We start from the raw sequence: 15,775 nt of genomic DNA, 5'->3' as shown, positions 1-15,775 counted from the left end.
CGTCTGGTGGCTAAGATATTGCGCTAAATCAAGACTCTGGAGCGGACGAGCCGGCCCTGCCGGATCGGACTCCGCTGCAGGTTTCCGATCGGGCGGAACCGTCTCAATCTTCAAATCGCGCAAGCTCCGGTCACCGCTTGGTCGCGTAGGCGGCGAGGAAAGTCGTCACCGCCGTCTCGGCCAGAATTCGCACACGCTCACCGTCGGGCGCCGGGCGCGCGGCGAGCAGGACGCTGATCAGCGTCGGATGGTGGCACATGCCGAAGAATTGCCAGGCCGCCGTCTCGATATCGGGAATCGAAACCATGCCCAGCCGCTCCTGCTCGCGCAGATAGCCGGCCAGCCGCGCCGCGCCATGCGCGGGACCGGCTTCGAAATAGTCGCGGGCGACGCCCGGAAACTTCTCCGACGCGCCGATGACCATGCGCACCAGCGCGACATGCTCCGGCGCGCTCAGCTTGCCGATCAGGCCGGTCGCGAAATGCACGAGCGCGTCGCGCACATTGGCATGCTCATAGTCGAAATCCATCAGCCGCTCGACGCTGGCCCGCCGGGACTGTTCGACCAGCGCCGAGAACAGCGCCTCCTTGCTGTCGAAATAGACATAGAGCGTGCCCTTGGAGACCTTCGCTTCGCGGGCGATCTCGGCCATGCTCGCCGCCTCGAAACCCGAGGCGAGGAAGCAGCGGCGAGCGCCCTCGATAATCTGCGCGCGCTTGGCACTCTCCGGCGCGGCGACCCGCGCGCTTTCCGACGACATCATTCTCCGCGTCCTTCCCAGAACCGCCACACAGCCTGTCACATAAATCCCGGATCGCAGAATTCATTGACCGAACCGTTCAGTCATCTTGATTTCGTATTTTACCTGCGCTATGTCAAGCCCTTGACCGAACCGTTCGGTCAATGAACCATCGACCGCCGACACGGAGACACGAGCGATGCCGAAGGACATGGATGCGCCGCGGTCCGACTTGACCGAAATTCCGCGCCCCGAAGCGGCGCCGCCCGCCGCGCCGAAGGCGACCGAGACTGGCGTCGGGGGGTCCGAACCGACCGCGTCGGCGAAACGGAGCGGCAAGGTGAGGCGCGTCATTCTCGGCCTGCTCGGCACGGCGGCGGTCGGCGCGGCGATCTGGTTCGGCCACGGCTACTGGACCGTCGGCCGCTTCCTGATCGAAACCGACGACGCCTATGTCCAGGCCGATTTCGCCGTGCTCGCGCCGAAGCTCACCGGCTATGTGCAGGCGGTGCCCGCTCTCGACAACGCGCCGGTCAAGGCCGGCGATCCGCTCGTCGTACTGGAGGATGGCGACTATCGCGACGCGCTCGCCCTCGCCGAGGCGCAACTCGACGCCCAGCGCGCGGCCGTCACCCGCGTCGAGCGCCAATCCCAGGCTGGCCAAGCCGGTGTCGCCCAGGCCAAGGCCCGCGTTGGCGCCGCCGAGGCGGTGCGCACCCAGGCCGAGGCCGACCTCGATCGCTACACCCGTCTCGCTTCGAACGATGTCGCGACCGCCCAGAAGCTCGAAGCCGCCCGTGCGACCAGCGCCACCGCCGAGGCTTCGCTGCTCGAGTCCCAGGCCGCCGTCGCCACCGCCGAGGCCGACTATGAGGTCATCGTCGCCCAGAAGGCCGAGGCCGAGGCGACGATCGCCGGCCTCGAAGCCGCGCGCGACAAGGCGCGGCGCGATCTCGACCAGACCGTGCTGCGCGCGCCCGTCGATGGCGTCGTCGGCAATCTCTCCGTCGCGGTCGGCGACTATGTCACCCCCGGCAAGCGCCTGCTCGCGGTGGTGCCGCTCGGCGCGGTCTATGTCGAGGCGAACTTCAAGGAAACCCAGATCGAGCATCTCGCGCCCGGCAGCCATGTCGAGATCGACGTCGACGCCTATCCCGACCGCCCGCTGATCGGCACGGTCGAGAGCGTCGCCCCCGCCTCCGGCGCGGTCTTCAGCCTGCTGCCACCCGAGAACGCCACCGGCAACTTCACCAAGGTCGTCCAGCGCCTGCCGGTGCGGATCGCCGTCCCCGCCGACGCGGCCGCGGCCGGCTGGCTGCGCCCCGGCCTGTCGGTCAGCGTCTCGGCCGACCCGCGCACCGCCGATACGCCGGTCGTCACCGCCGCGCGCTGATCCCGGGGAACAGGACCATGACCGCCACCGCCTCGCAGCGGATTTCACCACGCCGGGTGATCGCGTTCCTCGCGCTCGTCTTCGGCATGTTCATGGCGATCCTCGACATTCAGATCGTCTCGGCCTCGCTTTCCCAGATCCAGGCCGGCCTCTCCGCCGCGCCGGACGAGGTTTCCTGGGTGCAGACCAGCTATCTGATCGCCGAGGTGATCATGATCCCGCTGTCGGGCTTTCTTGCCCGGGCGTTGTCGACGCGGGTCTTCTTCTCGATCTGCGCCGGCGGCTTTACCGCCGCCAGCGCGCTCTGCGCCACCGCGACCTCGATCGACCAGATGATCCTCTACCGGGCGTTGCAGGGCTTCATTGGCGGCGGCATGATCCCGATCGCCTTCGCCGCCGCCTTCTCGGTGTTTCCCAGGAACCGGCAAGCGATGGTCACCGCGCTGGTCGGACTGACCGTGACGCTTGCGCCGACCATCGGCCCGACGGTCGGCGGCTATCTGACCGAGCTCTTCTCCTGGCACTGGCTGTTTCTGGTCAACGTGATCCCCGGCATCATCGCGACCGTGCTCTGCTGGACGCTGGTCGACTTCGACCAACCGGAAAAGGGCCTGTTGCGCCGCTTCGATTTCATCAGCCTGTTGTTCATGGCGCTGTTTCTCGGCAGCCTCGAATACGTGGTCGAGGAAGGCCAGAAGAACGACTGGTTCCAGGATCGTGGCATCGTGATGTTCGCCACGACCGCGGTGGTGTTCGGCGCTCTGTTCTTCTGGCGCACCCTGAGCGTCAAGACGCCGATCGTCGACCTGCGTGCCTATCTCGACCGCAATTTCGCCGTGGGCTCGGTTCTGACCTTCGTGCTCGGCATTGGCCTGTTCGGGTTGACCTATCTCTATCCGCTCTATCTGGCGCGGATCCGCGGCTACGATTCCCTTCAGATCGGCGAAACGGTATTCGTCACCGGCATGTTCATGTTCATCGCCGCGCCGATCGTCGGCAACCTGACGCGGATCGTCGACCCACGAAAGCTGATCTTCCTCGGGTTGGTCGGCTTTGCGATCTCCGCCTTCGAACTGACACCGATCACCGCCAACTGGGCGTTCGGCGAGTTGTTCTTCCCGCAGGCGCTGCGCGGCGTTTCACTGATGATGTGCATGCTGCCGATCAACTCGCTGGCGCTCGGGACTTTGCCGCCGGAGCGGATCAAGAACGCCAGTGGCCTGTTCAACCTGACCCGCAACCTCGGAGGCGCGGTCGGTCTAGCCGGGATCAACACGATCCTGCAACGGCGGACGGACGTGCATGTTTCGCAGCTGTCCGAACATGTCAGCTGGGGCTCCTCGGTGGCGGTCGAGCGGCTGTCGGGGATGGCGGAATCGTTGCGTCCGGTGCTCGGCGACGCGGCGGATGCCGTGGCGCTGCGCCGCCTCGGCGGCATGGTCAGCCAGCAGGCGGCGGTGATGGCCTATTCCGACATCTTCTTGCTGCTCTCCATCCTCTTTGGCTCGATGATCTTGCTCGTGCCACTGGTCCAGCGCCCGCGCGCCGCCGCCGCACCGGCCCATTGAACTCCACCGGACCAGCAAACAAAAAAAGCGGAGGGCATTTTCGCCCTCCGCCACGTCTTGCCGCTCGATAGTCCGCGTGGAAGAATCAGGCGGCCAGCGGATGATACTCCAGCCGCTTGATGTCGATCGTCGGGCTCTGTTCCAGCGCGGGGAAGCCACCCGGACCGAAGGCGCCGGCGGCGGTGACGGAGGTGGTCGCGACCGCCTGCCAACCCGGCGCCGCGCCGTTCTCCGGGTAAAGCCGGCCCTTGACCGAGGTTCCCGAGATCTCGACATCAAGCCAGTACCAGGTGTCGTAGTCCCAGCCGACATTGACCGTCGCCAGAGACTTCGTCGCGCCGGAAGCGCCCGAATATTCCCGGATATGCAGCCGACGATCGCCGGCGGTGGTGGCGAAGGTCTCGACACGGATGCCGGTCCAGTCGTTGCCGATCCGGCCGACGCGCGCGCTGAAGCAGAAACGGCGATCGACGCTCGGCGTCAGGGTCGCGCCCGACCAGCGCGCGAGCACCCGGTAGAGACCATCGCCCGCCGCCTTGACCCAGTCGCCATGCGCGCGCGAATTTCCCGTCAGCACCAGCCGGGCGAACCCGCCGGCGTCGTGGGTCCAACTCGGTGCCAGCGTGCGGAGGAAACTCACGTCCGACAGCGCGGTGGCGGACGTGAAATCGGTGGCGATGACGCCCACGACGGTCAGGGAGAAGGTCAGGGTCGCGGCGCCGGCGGCGTTGCGCGCCTTCACCGTGATCGGCGCGGCCGACAGCTCCGCGGTAGCGACGATGGTGACGAGCCCGGTCGCCGCGTCGATACTCACCCCGACGGGTGCCGCGACCAGTGAATAGGTGAGGTCGCGGCCTGAGAACACCGGCGCGGTCGCGACCGCGGTCCGCCCACCCTTGCCAAGCTTGAGATTGGCGATCGATCCGACCACCGACGGTCTGGTACCGAGCAGCCGCGCCGACAGCAGATAGACATTGGTCGCCTGATCCGCGTCGGTGACCTCCAGCGCCACCTCGAAACCGCTGGTCAGCACCTCGGTGGACAGCGTGAATTCCTGTTCCACCGGATCGTAGGCGACATCGCCGGTGTCGTAACTGATGCTGAGCTTCGGCGTCACTGCGTTCATATGGTCCATCTCCCGGAGCGTGGGCGCCATGCCCGATGAAGGGGCGACGCCCCGGCTCGCGGAAGGCCGGCGGGGACGCCATGCGCGCCGCCGCGCCGGATGCCGCCCTCGGAAATCCCCGGGGCGATGTAGTCGCGCCGATCCGGGGAGCGCCGGCAGTACTAGCAGAACTGTCCTTTCCCGGGAAGGCGCGGCGAAGCACCGTCCGCCCCCGCCCGTCGCCGCGCAACGGTTCCCCCGGACAGACCCGATTGCTATCATCCGCCCGAGACAGCCCTGGAGAGCCCCCATGCCCAATCCGCCCCCCGTCGAGATGCTGGACACGGTCTACGCCGCCAAGAGCGCCGCGGAGATCGCGCGCTCCTACGACGATTGGGCCGACAGCTACGACGCCGAGATGGCCTCGCTCGGCTATCGCCATCCGGCGATCTGTCTCGCGCTGCTCTGCCGGCACATTCCGGCCGGGTCGGCGCCGATCCTCGACGCCGGCGCCGGCACCGGGCTCATCGGCGAATGGTTGCGCATCGTCGGCTATCCGAGCGCCGAGGCGCTCGACATCTCGACCGGCATGCTCGCGGTCGCCCGGCGCAAAGGCGTCTACGACCGGCTGCACCAGGCCGCCCTTGGCACCCGGCTGCCCTTCGACGACGGCTACTTCGCGGGCGTCGTCTCCGCCGGGGTCTTCACCACCGGCCATGTCGGGGTCGAGGGGCTCGAAGACCTGATCCGCGTCACCCGTCCCGGCGGCGCGCTTGTCCTGACGGTGAAGGACACCGTCTGGGCTGAAGGCTTCTCCCAGCGCGTCGGGGAGTTGGAAGCCGCCGGCATCCTGACGCTGCTGGAGGAGACGCCGGCCTATGTCTCCATGCCCGGCCGCCCCGAGACCCTTCCGGCGCGCGGGGTCGCACTGCGCGTCGCGTGACACGGGCCAGGGCCTTCCCGTTCACGCCGGACATGAAAAGGCCCGCCTCGTCACCGGGGCGGGCCTTGCCTTGGCGGGGATGATCTCAGTTGCTGAGGTTCAACGCCACGAACCGCGGCCCGCCGTCATGGTTGACGAGCAAGAGCACCGAGTTGCGGCCCGCGTCCTCGGCGGCCTTGATCTTGTCGCGCAGATCACGCGCCGTCGCGACTTCCTCCTGGCCGACCTTGGCAATCACGTCGCCCTCGCGGATGCCCTTGGTGAAAGCGTCCGACCCGTCGTCGAGCGCGGTGACCACCATCCCCGTCACGTCGTCGCCGAGGCCGAACTGCGCCCGCAGCGCGTCGCTCATCGGCTCGACGGTCATGCCGAGCACCACCTGATCGCTCGGCTTGGTCTGCTCCTGGCCCGGCTCGCCCGGGGCCGCCGCCAGCGTCGTCTCCTCGAGCCGGCCGATCGCGACGCTCAGCGTCTGTTCCGCGCCGTCGCGATAGACGACCACCGGCACGCTGGTCCCGACGGCGGTGTCCGCCACTACCCGCACCAGCTCGCGCGTGTCCTTGATGTCCTTGTCGCCGAACTTCACGATGACATCGCCGGACTTCAGCCCCGCCGTCAGCGCCGGCCCCTCGGGCACGTCGGTGACCAGCGCGCCCTTCGGCGCGTCGAGCCCCAGCGCTTCCGCCACGTCCGGATCGACGTTCTGGATCCGCACGCCGAGCCAGCCGCGCCGCGTCTCGCCGAAGTCGCGCAGTTGATCGACCACGCGGCTCACCACCGCCGAGGACATGGCGAAGCCGATGCCGATCGAGCCACCGTTCGGGCTCAGGATCGCGGTATTGACCCCGATCACCTCGCCATCGGTATTGAACAGCGGACCGCCCGAATTGCCCCGGTTGATCGCAGCGTCGGTCTGGATGAAGTCGTCGTAGGAGCCCTGCAATGTACGGTTGCGCGCCGATACGATACCGGCCGAAACCGAGAAGCCCTGGCCGAGCGGGTTGCCGATCGCCATGACCCAGTCGCCGACCCGCGCATGATCGCTGTCGCCGAAGGTGACGAAGGGCAGCGGCTTGTCGCTGTCAACCTTGAGCAGTGCCACGTCTGTCCGGGGATCGTGCCCGATCACCTTCGCCTCGAGCACCGTGCCGTCCAGCATCTCGACCTTGATCTCGTCGGCGCTCTCGATCACGTGGTTGTTGGTGACGATGTAGCCGTCGGCCGAAATGATGAATCCCGAACCGAGCGCGCTCGACCGCTGCTGGCCGCGCGGACCTTCCGGCCGGCCAGGCCCACCGTTGGGCGGCCCATTGCGGTCGAGGAAATCGCGGAAGAACTCCTCGAAGGGCGAGCCGTCGGGCAGCACCGGGCGCGTCCCCTGCTGCACCTGTGCGACCTCGGTCGAAGTGGTGATGTCGACGACCGCCGGGCTCAGCCGTTCGGCGAGATCGGCGAAGCTCTCCGGGATCGCGGCGCCAGGCGCGACTTCGGCGAAGGCGGGCAGCGCGGCCGCCGTCGAGAGGCTCAGCATCGCGGCGACACCGAGCGCCGCGAGCGCCTTGCCGGGACCGTTCCGCCGCGGGCGGCGCGCAATGGACTGGGTCGCAACGGGCGGGGTGACGGTCAAACTATTCAAAATCCTACCTCCATCATTGCCGGACCCGCTCGGATAAAACCCGCGATCCGCACTGCCGTCAGTTGAATTCTTTCCAGCGTCTATGCAAGTCACGCCTTTGTGCCGTCACGGCGACGTGACGAATGTTTCATGACTTCGACTATACACGCACTATCCATGCGCGATCCAGATCAACGCGACGCCGATGGTCACGGCGGTCAGGCCGATCGCACGCCGCGCCTCGCGGTCCAGACGCTCCAGCATTTCCAGCACCGCGCGCAGATGCGACGGGGCCAGCGCGAGGACCAGCCCCTCGACGATGGCCACGAAGCCGAGGCCGAAGACGACCCCCCAAACCGCGCCATCAGGCACGCGCGCACCCGTCTCGCTCAACCACCCGCGTCGGCGCCGGTCGCCTCGGACGCGGACGGCGGCGTCGGCAGGGCGCCCGGCGCGTCCGGATCCGGTCGGCGGGCACGGGGCGAGTGAAGATAGTTGAAGAACTCGCTGTTCGGCTCGACCATCATCGTGGTGTTGTTGCCCTGCATCGCCTTGCGATAGGCGTCCATCGACCGGATGAAGGCGAAGAACTCCTGATCCGCCGAATAGGCCTCGGCCAGGATCCGGTTGCGCTCGGCATCGGATTCACCGCGGATAATGTTCGCATCGCGATCTGCCTCCGAGACCAGCTCGATCGCCGTGCGGTCGGCCTGCGCCCGAACCCGCTGCGCCGCCTCGTTGCCTCGGGCCCGTTCGTCCGCGGCCTCGCGCTCGCGCTCGGCCTTCATTCGCTCGAAGGTCGCGGTCAGGTTCTGTTCCGGCAGATCGGCCCGCTTCAGCCGCACGTCGATGATCTCGACGCCGAGCGCCCGGCCCTCGGCGATCGCCTGGTCGCGAATGCGATTCATCAGCCCGACCCGATCGGCCGAGAGCACGGCCTCGGACGGCACCGAACCCAGCACCTCGCGCACATTGGCATTCAGGATCGCCTCAAGCCGCTGGCTCGCAGCGGTCATGCCGCCGACGCCGACCGCCCGACGGAACTGCTCCACATTCGCGATCCGCCAGCGCGCGAAGGCGTCCACGATCAGCCGTCGGTCGTCGAGCGGAGTTACTTCCAGCGGGTTGGTGTCGAGCCCCTGAATGCGGCTGTCGTAATAGACCACATTCTGGATGAAGGGGATCTTGAAGGCGAGACCGGGCTCCTCCTTCACCGCTTTCACCTGCCCGAACTGCAGCACCATCGCCTTCTCGCGCTCGTCCACCGTGAAAACCGAGTTCAGCAGCAGGAACACGGCGCCCACCAGCACCGCGATGAGGATTGGAAGACGGCCCATCACTTCTGCCCCTCCGCCGGGCGGCGTAGCTCATTCAGCGGCAGGTAGGGCACGATGCCCGTCCCGTTCGCGCTGTCCGTATCCATCAGGAAGGTCTGCACATTGCCGAACACGTTCTCCATCGTCTCCAGATACAGGCGCTCACGGGTGACATCGGGCGCCTTGGCATATTCCTGCTGCACCGCCGTGAAGCGGCTGGCCTCGCCGGTCGCGGCGTTCACCACCTGCGCGCGATATCCCTCGGCCTCCTGAAGCGTCTGCGCCGACTGTCCGCGCGCCGAGGCGAGCCGCTCGTTGGCATAGGCGTCGGCGCGGTTCTGCAGTGTGCTGCGCTCCTGACGCGCCGCCTGCACCTCGCGGAAGCTGTCGATCACCTCGGCCGGCGGATCGGCGCGGTCGAAGTTGAGGCGGACGATGTTCACTCCGGAATTATACTCGTCGAGGGTCTTCTGGATCAGTTCCTGCACCTCCTGCGCGATCACGCCGCGGTCCCGGCTCAGGATCGGCGACAGTTCGGAGCGCGACACAACCTCGCGCATCGCCGATTCCGACACGGCCTGGATGGTCGACTGGGGATCCGAGAGGTTGAAGAGATACTGCGCGGCGTCCCGCACGTTCCAGACCACCTCGAAGGTGATATCGACGATGTTCTCGTCGCCGGTCAGCATCAGGCCCGCGCGTGTGCCGCGCACGGTGCCGGACCCGATCTCCTCGTTGTTCTCGCGGGTGACGGGGATGATCTCGTGGGTGACGATCGGCCAGGGCGCGAAATTGAGGCCGGGATTGCCGATACAGTCGCCCCGACACTGGCCAAGGGTCAGTTCGACCGACTGCTCCTCGGGCCGGACCGTGTAGACGGACATGAACAGCCAGAAGGCGAAGGCCGCGCCGCCGACGATCCAGATCAGGCCACGCCGGCTCAGTCCGCCACCGGAGCCACCACCCCGCCCGCCGCCTGTCCGGCCGCCGCCCATCAGGATCTTCAGCTGCTCCTGCCCCTTGCGCACGATCTCGTCGATATCGGGCACCGGGGGCTGGCCGCCCGGCCGGTTGCCCTTGTCGCCACCGCGGTCGCCCTTGTCGCCGCCGTCCCACGGACCGCGGCCGCCGCCCTTGTTGTCGCCGCCGCCACCCCAGGGACCGCCGTTGTTGCTATAGGGCATCCGCCTCCACGCTCCTGTTTTCTTTTCCGGTTCAAGACTAGCGTGTGTCAGGTGTCCCCTGCCACGCCGAATTCAAGGAGTTGGGCTCAGGCCACCGCCGCCCGCATCGTGACCAGCTCCTCGGCCGCGGTGGGATGCACGGCCATGGTGGCGTCGAAATCCTCCTTGGTCGCGCCCATGCGGATCGCGACCGCCGCGAGCTGGATCATTTCGCCCGCCGCGTGTCCCGAGACGTGGCAGCCGAGCACCTTTCGGCTCATCGCGTCGATGACCAGCTTCATCAGAACCCGTTCCTCCCTGCCGGCGAGCACGTTCAGCATCGGCCGGAACACCGTCCGATAGATCGCCACCGGCCCCCGGCTCCGGGCTTCCGTCTCGGTCAGGCCGACGGTGCCGATCTCCGGCTGGGTGAAGACGGCTGTCGGGATCAGCGAATGATCCGGGCGGGTGGGCTTGTCGCCGAAGATCGTGTCGGCGAAGGCCTGCCCCTCGCGGATCGCCACCGGCGTCAGCTGCGCCCGCGCCGTCACGTCGCCCACCGCGAAGATCGAGGGAACGGCCGTCTGCGACCAGGCGTCGACCTCGATCGCGCCCCCGCGACCGAGGTGAACGCCGAGTTCCCCGAGCCCCAGTCCCGCGGTGTTCGGCTCCCGCCCCGTCGCGAACATCACGAGATCGACGGTCTCGGTCTCCCCATCGTCGAGCGTGACGCGAAGCCCGTCGCCCTCCCGGTCGATCCGTGCCACATCGCGCTCGACATCCAGCGCGACGCCGCGCGCCCGCATCGCGTCCGCGACGTGATCGCGCAGGTCGTCGTCGAATCCGCGCAGGATCTGGGCTCCGCGATAGACCTGCCGGACCCGTGTGCCGAGGCCGTTCATGATGCCCGCGAATTCGCAGGCCACGTAGCCGCCGCCGACGATCATCATCCGCGCCGGTTGCGCCGCGAGCCCGAACATCTCGTTCGAGGTGACACCGAGTTCCGCGCCCGGAATGTCCGGCACCACCGGCCGCCCGCCGGTCGCGATCAGGATATGCTTGGCCGAATATTCCGCGCCGGTCGAAAGACGGACCCGATGTGGATCGAGGATCGTCGCGCGCGCGGCGAAGGGCTGCGCGCCCGCCCGGGTCAGGGCCGCGTGATACACCTGCTCCAGTCGCGCGATCTCCACGTTCTTCGCCGCGATGAAGCGCGCCCAGTCGAACCGCGCCGGTCCGACATCCCAGCCGAAGCCGGCCGCGTCCTCGAACGCGTCGGAAAAGGCGCTGGCATAGACCATCAGCTTCTTCGGGACGCATCCCCGGATCACGCAGGTACCGCCGTAGCGGTATTCCTCCGCCACGCCGACCCGCGCCCCCGCCTCGGCCGCGACGCGCCCGGCACGCACACCGCCCGACCCGGCGCCAATCACGAAGAGATCAAAGTCGAACCCGCTCATGCGTCTTCGTCTCGCATTTCCGCGTCGATATCGATCACCGCCTGCGGCGCCACGCCGAGCCGGTTCAGGACCTCGGCGGATCCGTCCGGATAACCAAGGATCACGCAGTCGGCCATGCCGACGAAAAGCCCATGTTCCACGACGCCGGGGATCGCCGTCAGCGCCGCCGCCAGAGCCGGCACATCCGGTATCTCGCCAAGATGCAGGTCGATGATGTGATGCCCCTCGTCGGTGACGAGCGGCCCCGCGGCGCCCTGCCGAACGCTCGTCCGCCGTCCGGCGAGCCCGAGCGGCGCCAGCGCGTCCTCAATCGCCTTCCGCGTCACCGGCCAGCCGAAGCGCACCACCTCGACCGGCAGCGGAAACGCCCCGAGCCGCGGCACGCGCTTGACCGGATCGGCGATGATGACGAGCCGCGCGCTCGCCGCCGCGACGATCTTTTCCTGCAGCAGCGCCGCTCCGCCGCCCTTGATCAGGTTCAGCGCCGGATCGAATTCGTCCGCGCCGTCCACCGTCAGATCGAGCCGCCCCACCGCCTCGATCCGCGTCAGCGGCACACCGAGCTCCGCCGCCAGCCGCGCCGTCCCGCTCGAAGTCGGGACCGCCGTCACCCGCAACCCCTCCGCCGCCATCCGCTCCGCGAGCAGTCGCGTGAACCAGGCCGAGGTCGAACCGGAACCGAGGCCGACCCGCATTCCCTCGGCGACCATCGAGACCGCCCGCGCCGCGGCGGCGCGCTTGGCGAGATCGGCGGCGGCGGGATCGAGTGCGGACATCGTCGGTTCTCCGGGCGGGCTCCGGCGGGTATATAGGGTGAAAGTCCGCCGGCCGAAAGGCGCTTTGCCCGCGACCGACCCGCGAAGCGTCGTATTTGGCCGGACATCGCGCCCGGCGACGCCGTCTAATGCGGGGCGGACAAGAGAGGACGCGCATCCCATGTTCCTCAGCGTTTTCGATATCTTCAAGGTGGGCGTCGGCCCCTCCTCCAGCCACACGGTCGGGCCGATGGTCGCCGCCGCCCGTTTTCTCGCAAGCCTCCGGGACGGCGCCGACAGGATCCCGGGCTCGGGCGAGATGGCGCGCCTCGGCTGTCGCCTGCGCGGCAGCCTCGCCTTTACCGGCAAGGGCCATGCCACCGACCGCGCCGTGATCCTCGGCCTCGCCGGATTCGAGCCCGCCGCCTTCGACGCCGCCCGCGCCGCCGAGACGCTGGCCCGCATCACCGAGACCGGCCGGATTCAGCCGCCGGGCCTGCCCGACCTCGCCTTCGCCCCGGCCCGCGACCTCGTCTTCGACTATGGCCCGCCGCTGCCCGGCCATGCCAACGGCATGATCCTCTCGGCCTGGGACGCCGCCGGCAACCTCTATATGGAAGAGACATACTATTCGGTCGGCGGCGGCTTCGTGGTGACGGCGCGCGAGCTCGCCCATCCGCCGACCGACACCGGGGCCGCCCCCGTGCCCTACCCGTTCCGCAGCGCCGCTGAACTGCTCTCCCACACCCGGGCGACCGGAAAGACCATCGCGTCGCTGCAACTTGCCAACGAACGCGCCCGGCGCTCGGAGGCGGAGATCGACAAGGGCCTCGCCCGGCTCTGGGCGGTGATGTCCGATTGCGTCGACCAGGGGCTGAAGGGCGAGGGCATCCTGCCCGGCGGCCTCAAGGTGCGACGCCGCGCGCGCGACATCCACGCCCGCCTCCTCGCCGAGCGCGGACGGAACCTGACCGCGCCGCACACGATCAACGACTGGATCTCGGTCTATGCGATGGCCGTCAACGAGGAGAACGCCGCCGGGGCGCAGGTCGTGACCGCGCCCACCAACGGCGCGGCGGGTGTCATCCCCGCGGCCTTGCGCTATTTCCTCGACCATGTGCCGGGCGCCAGCGCCTCGGCCATGGCCGATTTCCTGCTGACCGCCGCGGCGATCGGCGGCCTCATCAAGTCCAATGCCTCGATCTCGGGCGCCGAGGTCGGATGCCAGGGCGAGGTCGGCAGCGCCGCCGCCATGGCCGCCGCCGGCCTCGCCGCCGTGCTCGGCGGCACCCCGGCCCAGGTCGAGAACGCGGCGGAGATCGCGCTCGAGCATCATCTCGGCATGACCTGCGACCCGATCGCCGGCCTCGTGCAGGTGCCCTGCATCGAGCGCAACGGCATGGGCGCGATCAAGGCCGTCTCGGCCGCCAGCCTCGCGCTGCGCGGCGACGGCCAGCATCTCGTCTCGCTCGATGCCTGTATCGAGTCCATGCGCCAGACCGGCCGGGACATGGACCAGCGTTACAAGGAAACCTCCCTCGGCGGCCTCGCCGTCAACGTCCCCGCCTGCTGATGCGCGACGGCTCCCCGACGGCGCGGCGGAAGCGACATCGCCGCGCCCGCCGGCCGGCGATCCGGGTCAGGCGCGCACCACCCGCTGCGTCTGTTCGCCGAGCCCGTCTATCCCCAGCCGCATCACCTCGCCGCCGTGAAGATAGGTCGGCGGCTTCTGCCCCAACCCGACGCCCGGCGGCGTGCCGGTCGAGATCACGTCGCCGGGCCGCAGCGACAGGAACCGCGTCAGGTAGGCGATGAGGGTCGGCACCCCGAAAATCATCCTCGAGGTCGAGCCGGTCTGCCGGCGGCGCCCGTCCACGTCGAGCCACATGCCGAGATTGTGCACGTCGCCCGCCTCGTCCGGCGTTACCAGCCAGGGACCGATCGGACCGAAGGTGTCGCAACCCTTGCCCTTGTCCCAGGTGCCGCCGCGCTCGATCTGCCATTCGCGCTCGGAGACGTCGTTGACGACGCAGAAGCCTGCGACATGCGACAGCGCGTCGGCCTCCTCGATGTAGCGGCCGCCCTTGCCGATCACGACGCCGAGCTCGACCTCCCAGTCGGTCTTCTTCGAGCCGCGCGGAATCTCGACATCATCGTTCGGGCCACAGATGGCGCTGGTCCATTTGTTGAACACCACCGGCTCGGTGGGCACGGCCAGTCCCGACTCGGCGGCGTGATCCGCATAGTTGAGGCCGATGCAGATGAACTTGCCGATCCGGCCGACGCAGGGGCCAATTCGGGGATCGCCCGTCACCAGCGGCAGGCTGTCGGGATCGATCGCGGCCAGCCGCGCCAACCCCTCGGGCAGCAACGCGTCGCCGGCGATATCCTCGACATGCGCGGAGAGATCGCGAAGGCGGCCGCCGGCGTCGAGCAGCCCGGGCCGTTCCTGGTCCTTCGGGCCGAAGCGAAGCAGTTTCATTTCCCCATCCCCCATCCCGATGCCGAAGAGGCGCGCGAACTCCCCCGCCTTGCCAGGGATCGCGAGAAGCGATCCTGGTCAAGGCATTGATCCGTCGTCCAGTAGCTCCGCGTGCCTGGCGGGAGGCAAGAGCGACCAATGTGCCGCGACCCGCCCCTCAGGCGCGGAACTCAGCCGCGATTTCCGGATCGCGGCGGGTCGTCGCCGCCTTGCCGGATATCCAGGATCCTTTGCCGATCGCGTCGATACGGACCCGCTCGTGATACGCCTTGGCGATCAAATCGTCACCCCGCCATCCACGAGGACCGCCTGTCCGGTGACGAAGCGGCTCTCGCCCGAGAGGAGATAGACGACCATCGGCGTGATATCCTCGACCGTTGCGAGGCGGCCCATCGGCTGGCGGGCGATGAAGTCCTTCTCGGCCTGGACCGGATCGGCGGCCGCGGCGATACGCCCGCGCAGGCTCGGCGTATCGACGGTGGCGGGGCAAAGCGCGTTGCAGCGCAGGCCTTGCCTCACATGGTCGGCGGCGATCGACTTGCTGAGGCCGATCACGGCCGCCTTGGTCGCGCCGTAGACGCAGCGGTTGGGGAAGCCTTTGATCGAGGAAGCCATCGAGGCCATGTTCAGCACGCTGGCGTCCCCGGTTTCCGCCGCCCGCGCCAGCAAGCCGGGCAGGCAGGCGCGGGTCAGCCGCATCGCCGCCGTGACATTGAGGGCGAAGGCGAAATCCCAGTCGTCGTCCGTCACCTCGGCCAGCGTGCCGCCATGCACGACGCCCGCGCAATTGAAGAGCCCGTCGAGCGGCCCGATCTCGGCCACCAGCGCCGCGACCGCCGCCGCGTCGGTGACGTCGAGCGCCCGTGTCTCCATGCCGAGCCCGTCGAGCAGGTCGGCGCGCAGATCGGTTGCGATGACGCGGGCCCCTTCGGCGGCGCAGGCGATGGCGCTGGCCCGGCCGATGCCCTGACCGGCGGCGGTGACGAGAATCGTCCGACCCTTGAGTCGCATGTTTGCTCCCCTTGCTTGTTTTCCATCGGCTATCGGTCCGGACATGAATCGATACAAGCCCGTTCGTCACCTTCGATCGAAACGCGGCGCTGGCGCGATGACCCGCGACCACCCGCCGCCCTCTCCCACGCCTGATCCGGGCGCCGGGACCGGACCGCGTTTCCGCTTGCGCCGACGGCGGCGGCTGCGCAGCATGGCGGCGTTTCCGCGATCCCGAAGGTTCCG

16 protein-coding genes are annotated in these 15,775 nt (G+C 68.5%); 4 read left to right on the top strand and 12 right to left on the bottom strand.

Annotated elements, in window-relative coordinates:
• Positions 1-130: 130 nt before the first annotated feature.
• Both Q0480_RS04375 and Q0480_RS04370 read right to left on the bottom strand, forming a co-directional pair.
• A complete protein-coding gene (locus tag Q0480_RS04375; RefSeq protein WP_299131088.1) occupies positions 131-763 on the bottom strand; it encodes a TetR/AcrR family transcriptional regulator in 633 nt (210 codons plus the stop codon).
• Positions 764-823: 60 nt separating this feature from the next.
• A complete protein-coding gene (locus tag Q0480_RS04370; RefSeq protein WP_299131087.1) occupies positions 824-1,093 on the bottom strand; it encodes a hypothetical protein in 270 nt (89 codons plus the stop codon).
• Between Q0480_RS04370 and Q0480_RS04365 the strand changes: the two genes are divergently transcribed.
• Both Q0480_RS04365 and Q0480_RS04360 read left to right on the top strand, forming a co-directional pair.
• Positions 1,080-2,132: an HlyD family secretion protein gene (locus tag Q0480_RS04365; protein ID WP_299131086.1), complete on the top strand. Its 1,053-nt coding sequence runs from the start codon at positions 1,080-1,082 to the stop codon at positions 2,130-2,132. The two genes, Q0480_RS04370 and Q0480_RS04365, sit on opposite strands and share 14 nt — an antisense overlap.
• 17 nt (positions 2,133-2,149) lie before the next feature.
• A complete protein-coding gene (locus Q0480_RS04360; protein ID WP_299131085.1) occupies positions 2,150-3,700 on the top strand; it encodes a DHA2 family efflux MFS transporter permease subunit in 1,551 nt (516 codons plus the stop codon).
• An 85-nt stretch (positions 3,701-3,785) separates the two neighbouring features.
• On the opposite strand, the gene Q0480_RS04355 is transcribed toward Q0480_RS04360, so the two are convergent.
• Entirely contained in the window at positions 3,786-4,826 is a 1,041-nt protein-coding gene (locus Q0480_RS04355; RefSeq protein WP_299131084.1) for a hypothetical protein, read from the bottom strand.
• A 289-nt stretch (positions 4,827-5,115) separates the two neighbouring features.
• Here Q0480_RS04355 and Q0480_RS04350 point away from each other — a divergent pair, with 289 nt between their 5' ends.
• Positions 5,116-5,748, top strand: coding sequence for a class I SAM-dependent methyltransferase (locus Q0480_RS04350; RefSeq protein ID WP_299131083.1), 633 nt, complete (start codon positions 5,116-5,118; stop codon positions 5,746-5,748).
• Positions 5,749-5,833: 85 nt separating this feature from the next.
• On the opposite strand, the gene Q0480_RS04345 is transcribed toward Q0480_RS04350, so the two are convergent.
• From Q0480_RS04345 to rpiA, 6 genes are all read right to left on the bottom strand, one after another.
• Complete coding sequence (locus Q0480_RS04345; protein ID WP_299131089.1) at positions 5,834-7,279, bottom strand: DegQ family serine endoprotease; 1,446 nt, start codon at positions 7,277-7,279, stop codon at positions 5,834-5,836.
• A 255-nt stretch (positions 7,280-7,534) separates the two neighbouring features.
• The gene (locus Q0480_RS04340) at positions 7,535-7,735 is read right to left on the bottom strand and encodes a DUF2065 domain-containing protein (protein WP_299131082.1); all 201 of its coding nucleotides are present in this window, start codon (positions 7,733-7,735) and stop codon (positions 7,535-7,537) included.
• A 17-nt stretch (positions 7,736-7,752) separates the two neighbouring features.
• Positions 7,753-8,700 carry a protease modulator HflC gene (locus Q0480_RS04335; protein ID WP_299131081.1) on the bottom strand — a complete coding sequence of 316 codons (948 nt, stop codon included), beginning with the start codon at positions 8,698-8,700 and terminating at the stop codon, positions 7,753-7,755.
• The gene (gene hflK / locus Q0480_RS04330) at positions 8,700-9,863 is read right to left on the bottom strand and encodes an FtsH protease activity modulator HflK (RefSeq protein ID WP_299131080.1); all 1,164 of its coding nucleotides are present in this window, start codon (positions 9,861-9,863) and stop codon (positions 8,700-8,702) included. The genes Q0480_RS04335 and hflK overlap by 1 nt, the downstream gene beginning before the upstream one ends.
• An 86-nt stretch (positions 9,864-9,949) precedes the next feature.
• Positions 9,950-11,302, bottom strand: coding sequence for a glutathione-disulfide reductase (gor, locus tag Q0480_RS04325; protein WP_299131079.1), 1,353 nt, complete (start codon positions 11,300-11,302; stop codon positions 9,950-9,952).
• Positions 11,299-12,078 carry a ribose-5-phosphate isomerase RpiA gene (gene rpiA / locus Q0480_RS04320; RefSeq protein WP_299131078.1) on the bottom strand — a complete coding sequence of 260 codons (780 nt, stop codon included), beginning with the start codon at positions 12,076-12,078 and terminating at the stop codon, positions 11,299-11,301. Before rpiA ends, gor begins: the two co-directional genes overlap by 4 nt.
• A 160-nt stretch (positions 12,079-12,238) precedes the next feature.
• Here rpiA and Q0480_RS04315 point away from each other — a divergent pair, with 160 nt between their 5' ends.
• Positions 12,239-13,630, top strand: a complete 1,392-nt coding sequence (locus Q0480_RS04315; protein ID WP_299131077.1) for an L-serine ammonia-lyase — start codon at positions 12,239-12,241, stop codon at positions 13,628-13,630.
• Positions 13,631-13,696: 66 nt separating this feature from the next.
• Here Q0480_RS04315 and Q0480_RS04310 read toward each other — a convergent pair whose 3' ends face one another.
• The 3 genes from Q0480_RS04310 to Q0480_RS04300 form a co-directional block, all read right to left on the bottom strand.
• On the bottom strand, positions 13,697-14,539 hold the full coding sequence (locus Q0480_RS04310; RefSeq protein WP_299131076.1) for a fumarylacetoacetate hydrolase family protein: 843 nt from the start codon (positions 14,537-14,539) through the stop codon (positions 13,697-13,699).
• Positions 14,540-14,696: 157 nt separating this feature from the next.
• Complete coding sequence (locus Q0480_RS04305; RefSeq protein ID WP_299131075.1) at positions 14,697-14,819, bottom strand: hypothetical protein; 123 nt, start codon at positions 14,817-14,819, stop codon at positions 14,697-14,699.
• Positions 14,816-15,550 carry an SDR family oxidoreductase gene (locus Q0480_RS04300; protein WP_299131074.1) on the bottom strand — a complete coding sequence of 245 codons (735 nt, stop codon included), beginning with the start codon at positions 15,548-15,550 and terminating at the stop codon, positions 14,816-14,818. The genes Q0480_RS04305 and Q0480_RS04300 overlap by 4 nt, the downstream gene beginning before the upstream one ends.
• Between the last annotated feature and the right edge of the window lie 225 nt (positions 15,551-15,775).

Origin of the sequence: uncultured Amaricoccus sp. (assembly GCF_937891315.1) — a bacterium.
Classification (GTDB): Bacteria; Pseudomonadota; Alphaproteobacteria; order Rhodobacterales; family Rhodobacteraceae; genus Amaricoccus.
The sequence above is the reverse complement of the archived record's forward strand: the minus strand, read 5'-3'. Positions and strand labels throughout refer to the sequence as shown.

Bases quoted from the DNA above. Each gene is read 5' to 3' on its own strand.
- Q0480_RS04375 (WP_299131088.1), bottom strand. From the start codon at position 763: ATGATGTCGTCGGAAAGCGCGCGGGTCGCCGCGCCGGAGAGTGCCAAG.
- Q0480_RS04370 (WP_299131087.1), bottom strand. From the start codon at position 1,093: ATGACGCGCCTCACCTTGCCGCTCCGTTTCGCCGACGCGGTCGGTTCG.
- Q0480_RS04360 (WP_299131085.1), top strand. From the start codon at position 2,150: ATGACCGCCACCGCCTCGCAGCGGATTTCACCACGCCGGGTGATCGCG.
- Q0480_RS04355 (WP_299131084.1), bottom strand. From the start codon at position 4,826: ATGAACGCAGTGACGCCGAAGCTCAGCATCAGTTACGACACCGGCGAT.
- Q0480_RS04350 (WP_299131083.1), top strand. From the start codon at position 5,116: ATGCCCAATCCGCCCCCCGTCGAGATGCTGGACACGGTCTACGCCGCC.
- Q0480_RS04345 (WP_299131089.1), bottom strand. From the start codon at position 7,279: ATGCTGAGCCTCTCGACGGCGGCCGCGCTGCCCGCCTTCGCCGAAGTC.
- Q0480_RS04335 (WP_299131081.1), bottom strand. From the start codon at position 8,700: ATGGGCCGTCTTCCAATCCTCATCGCGGTGCTGGTGGGCGCCGTGTTC.
- hflK (WP_299131080.1), bottom strand. From the start codon at position 9,863: ATGCCCTATAGCAACAACGGCGGTCCCTGGGGTGGCGGCGGCGACAAC.
- gor (WP_299131079.1), bottom strand. From the start codon at position 11,302: ATGAGCGGGTTCGACTTTGATCTCTTCGTGATTGGCGCCGGGTCGGGC.
- rpiA (WP_299131078.1), bottom strand. From the start codon at position 12,078: ATGTCCGCACTCGATCCCGCCGCCGCCGATCTCGCCAAGCGCGCCGCC.
- Q0480_RS04315 (WP_299131077.1), top strand. From the start codon at position 12,239: ATGTTCCTCAGCGTTTTCGATATCTTCAAGGTGGGCGTCGGCCCCTCC.
- Q0480_RS04310 (WP_299131076.1), bottom strand. From the start codon at position 14,539: ATGAAACTGCTTCGCTTCGGCCCGAAGGACCAGGAACGGCCCGGGCTG.
- Q0480_RS04300 (WP_299131074.1), bottom strand. From the start codon at position 15,550: ATGCGACTCAAGGGTCGGACGATTCTCGTCACCGCCGCCGGTCAGGGC.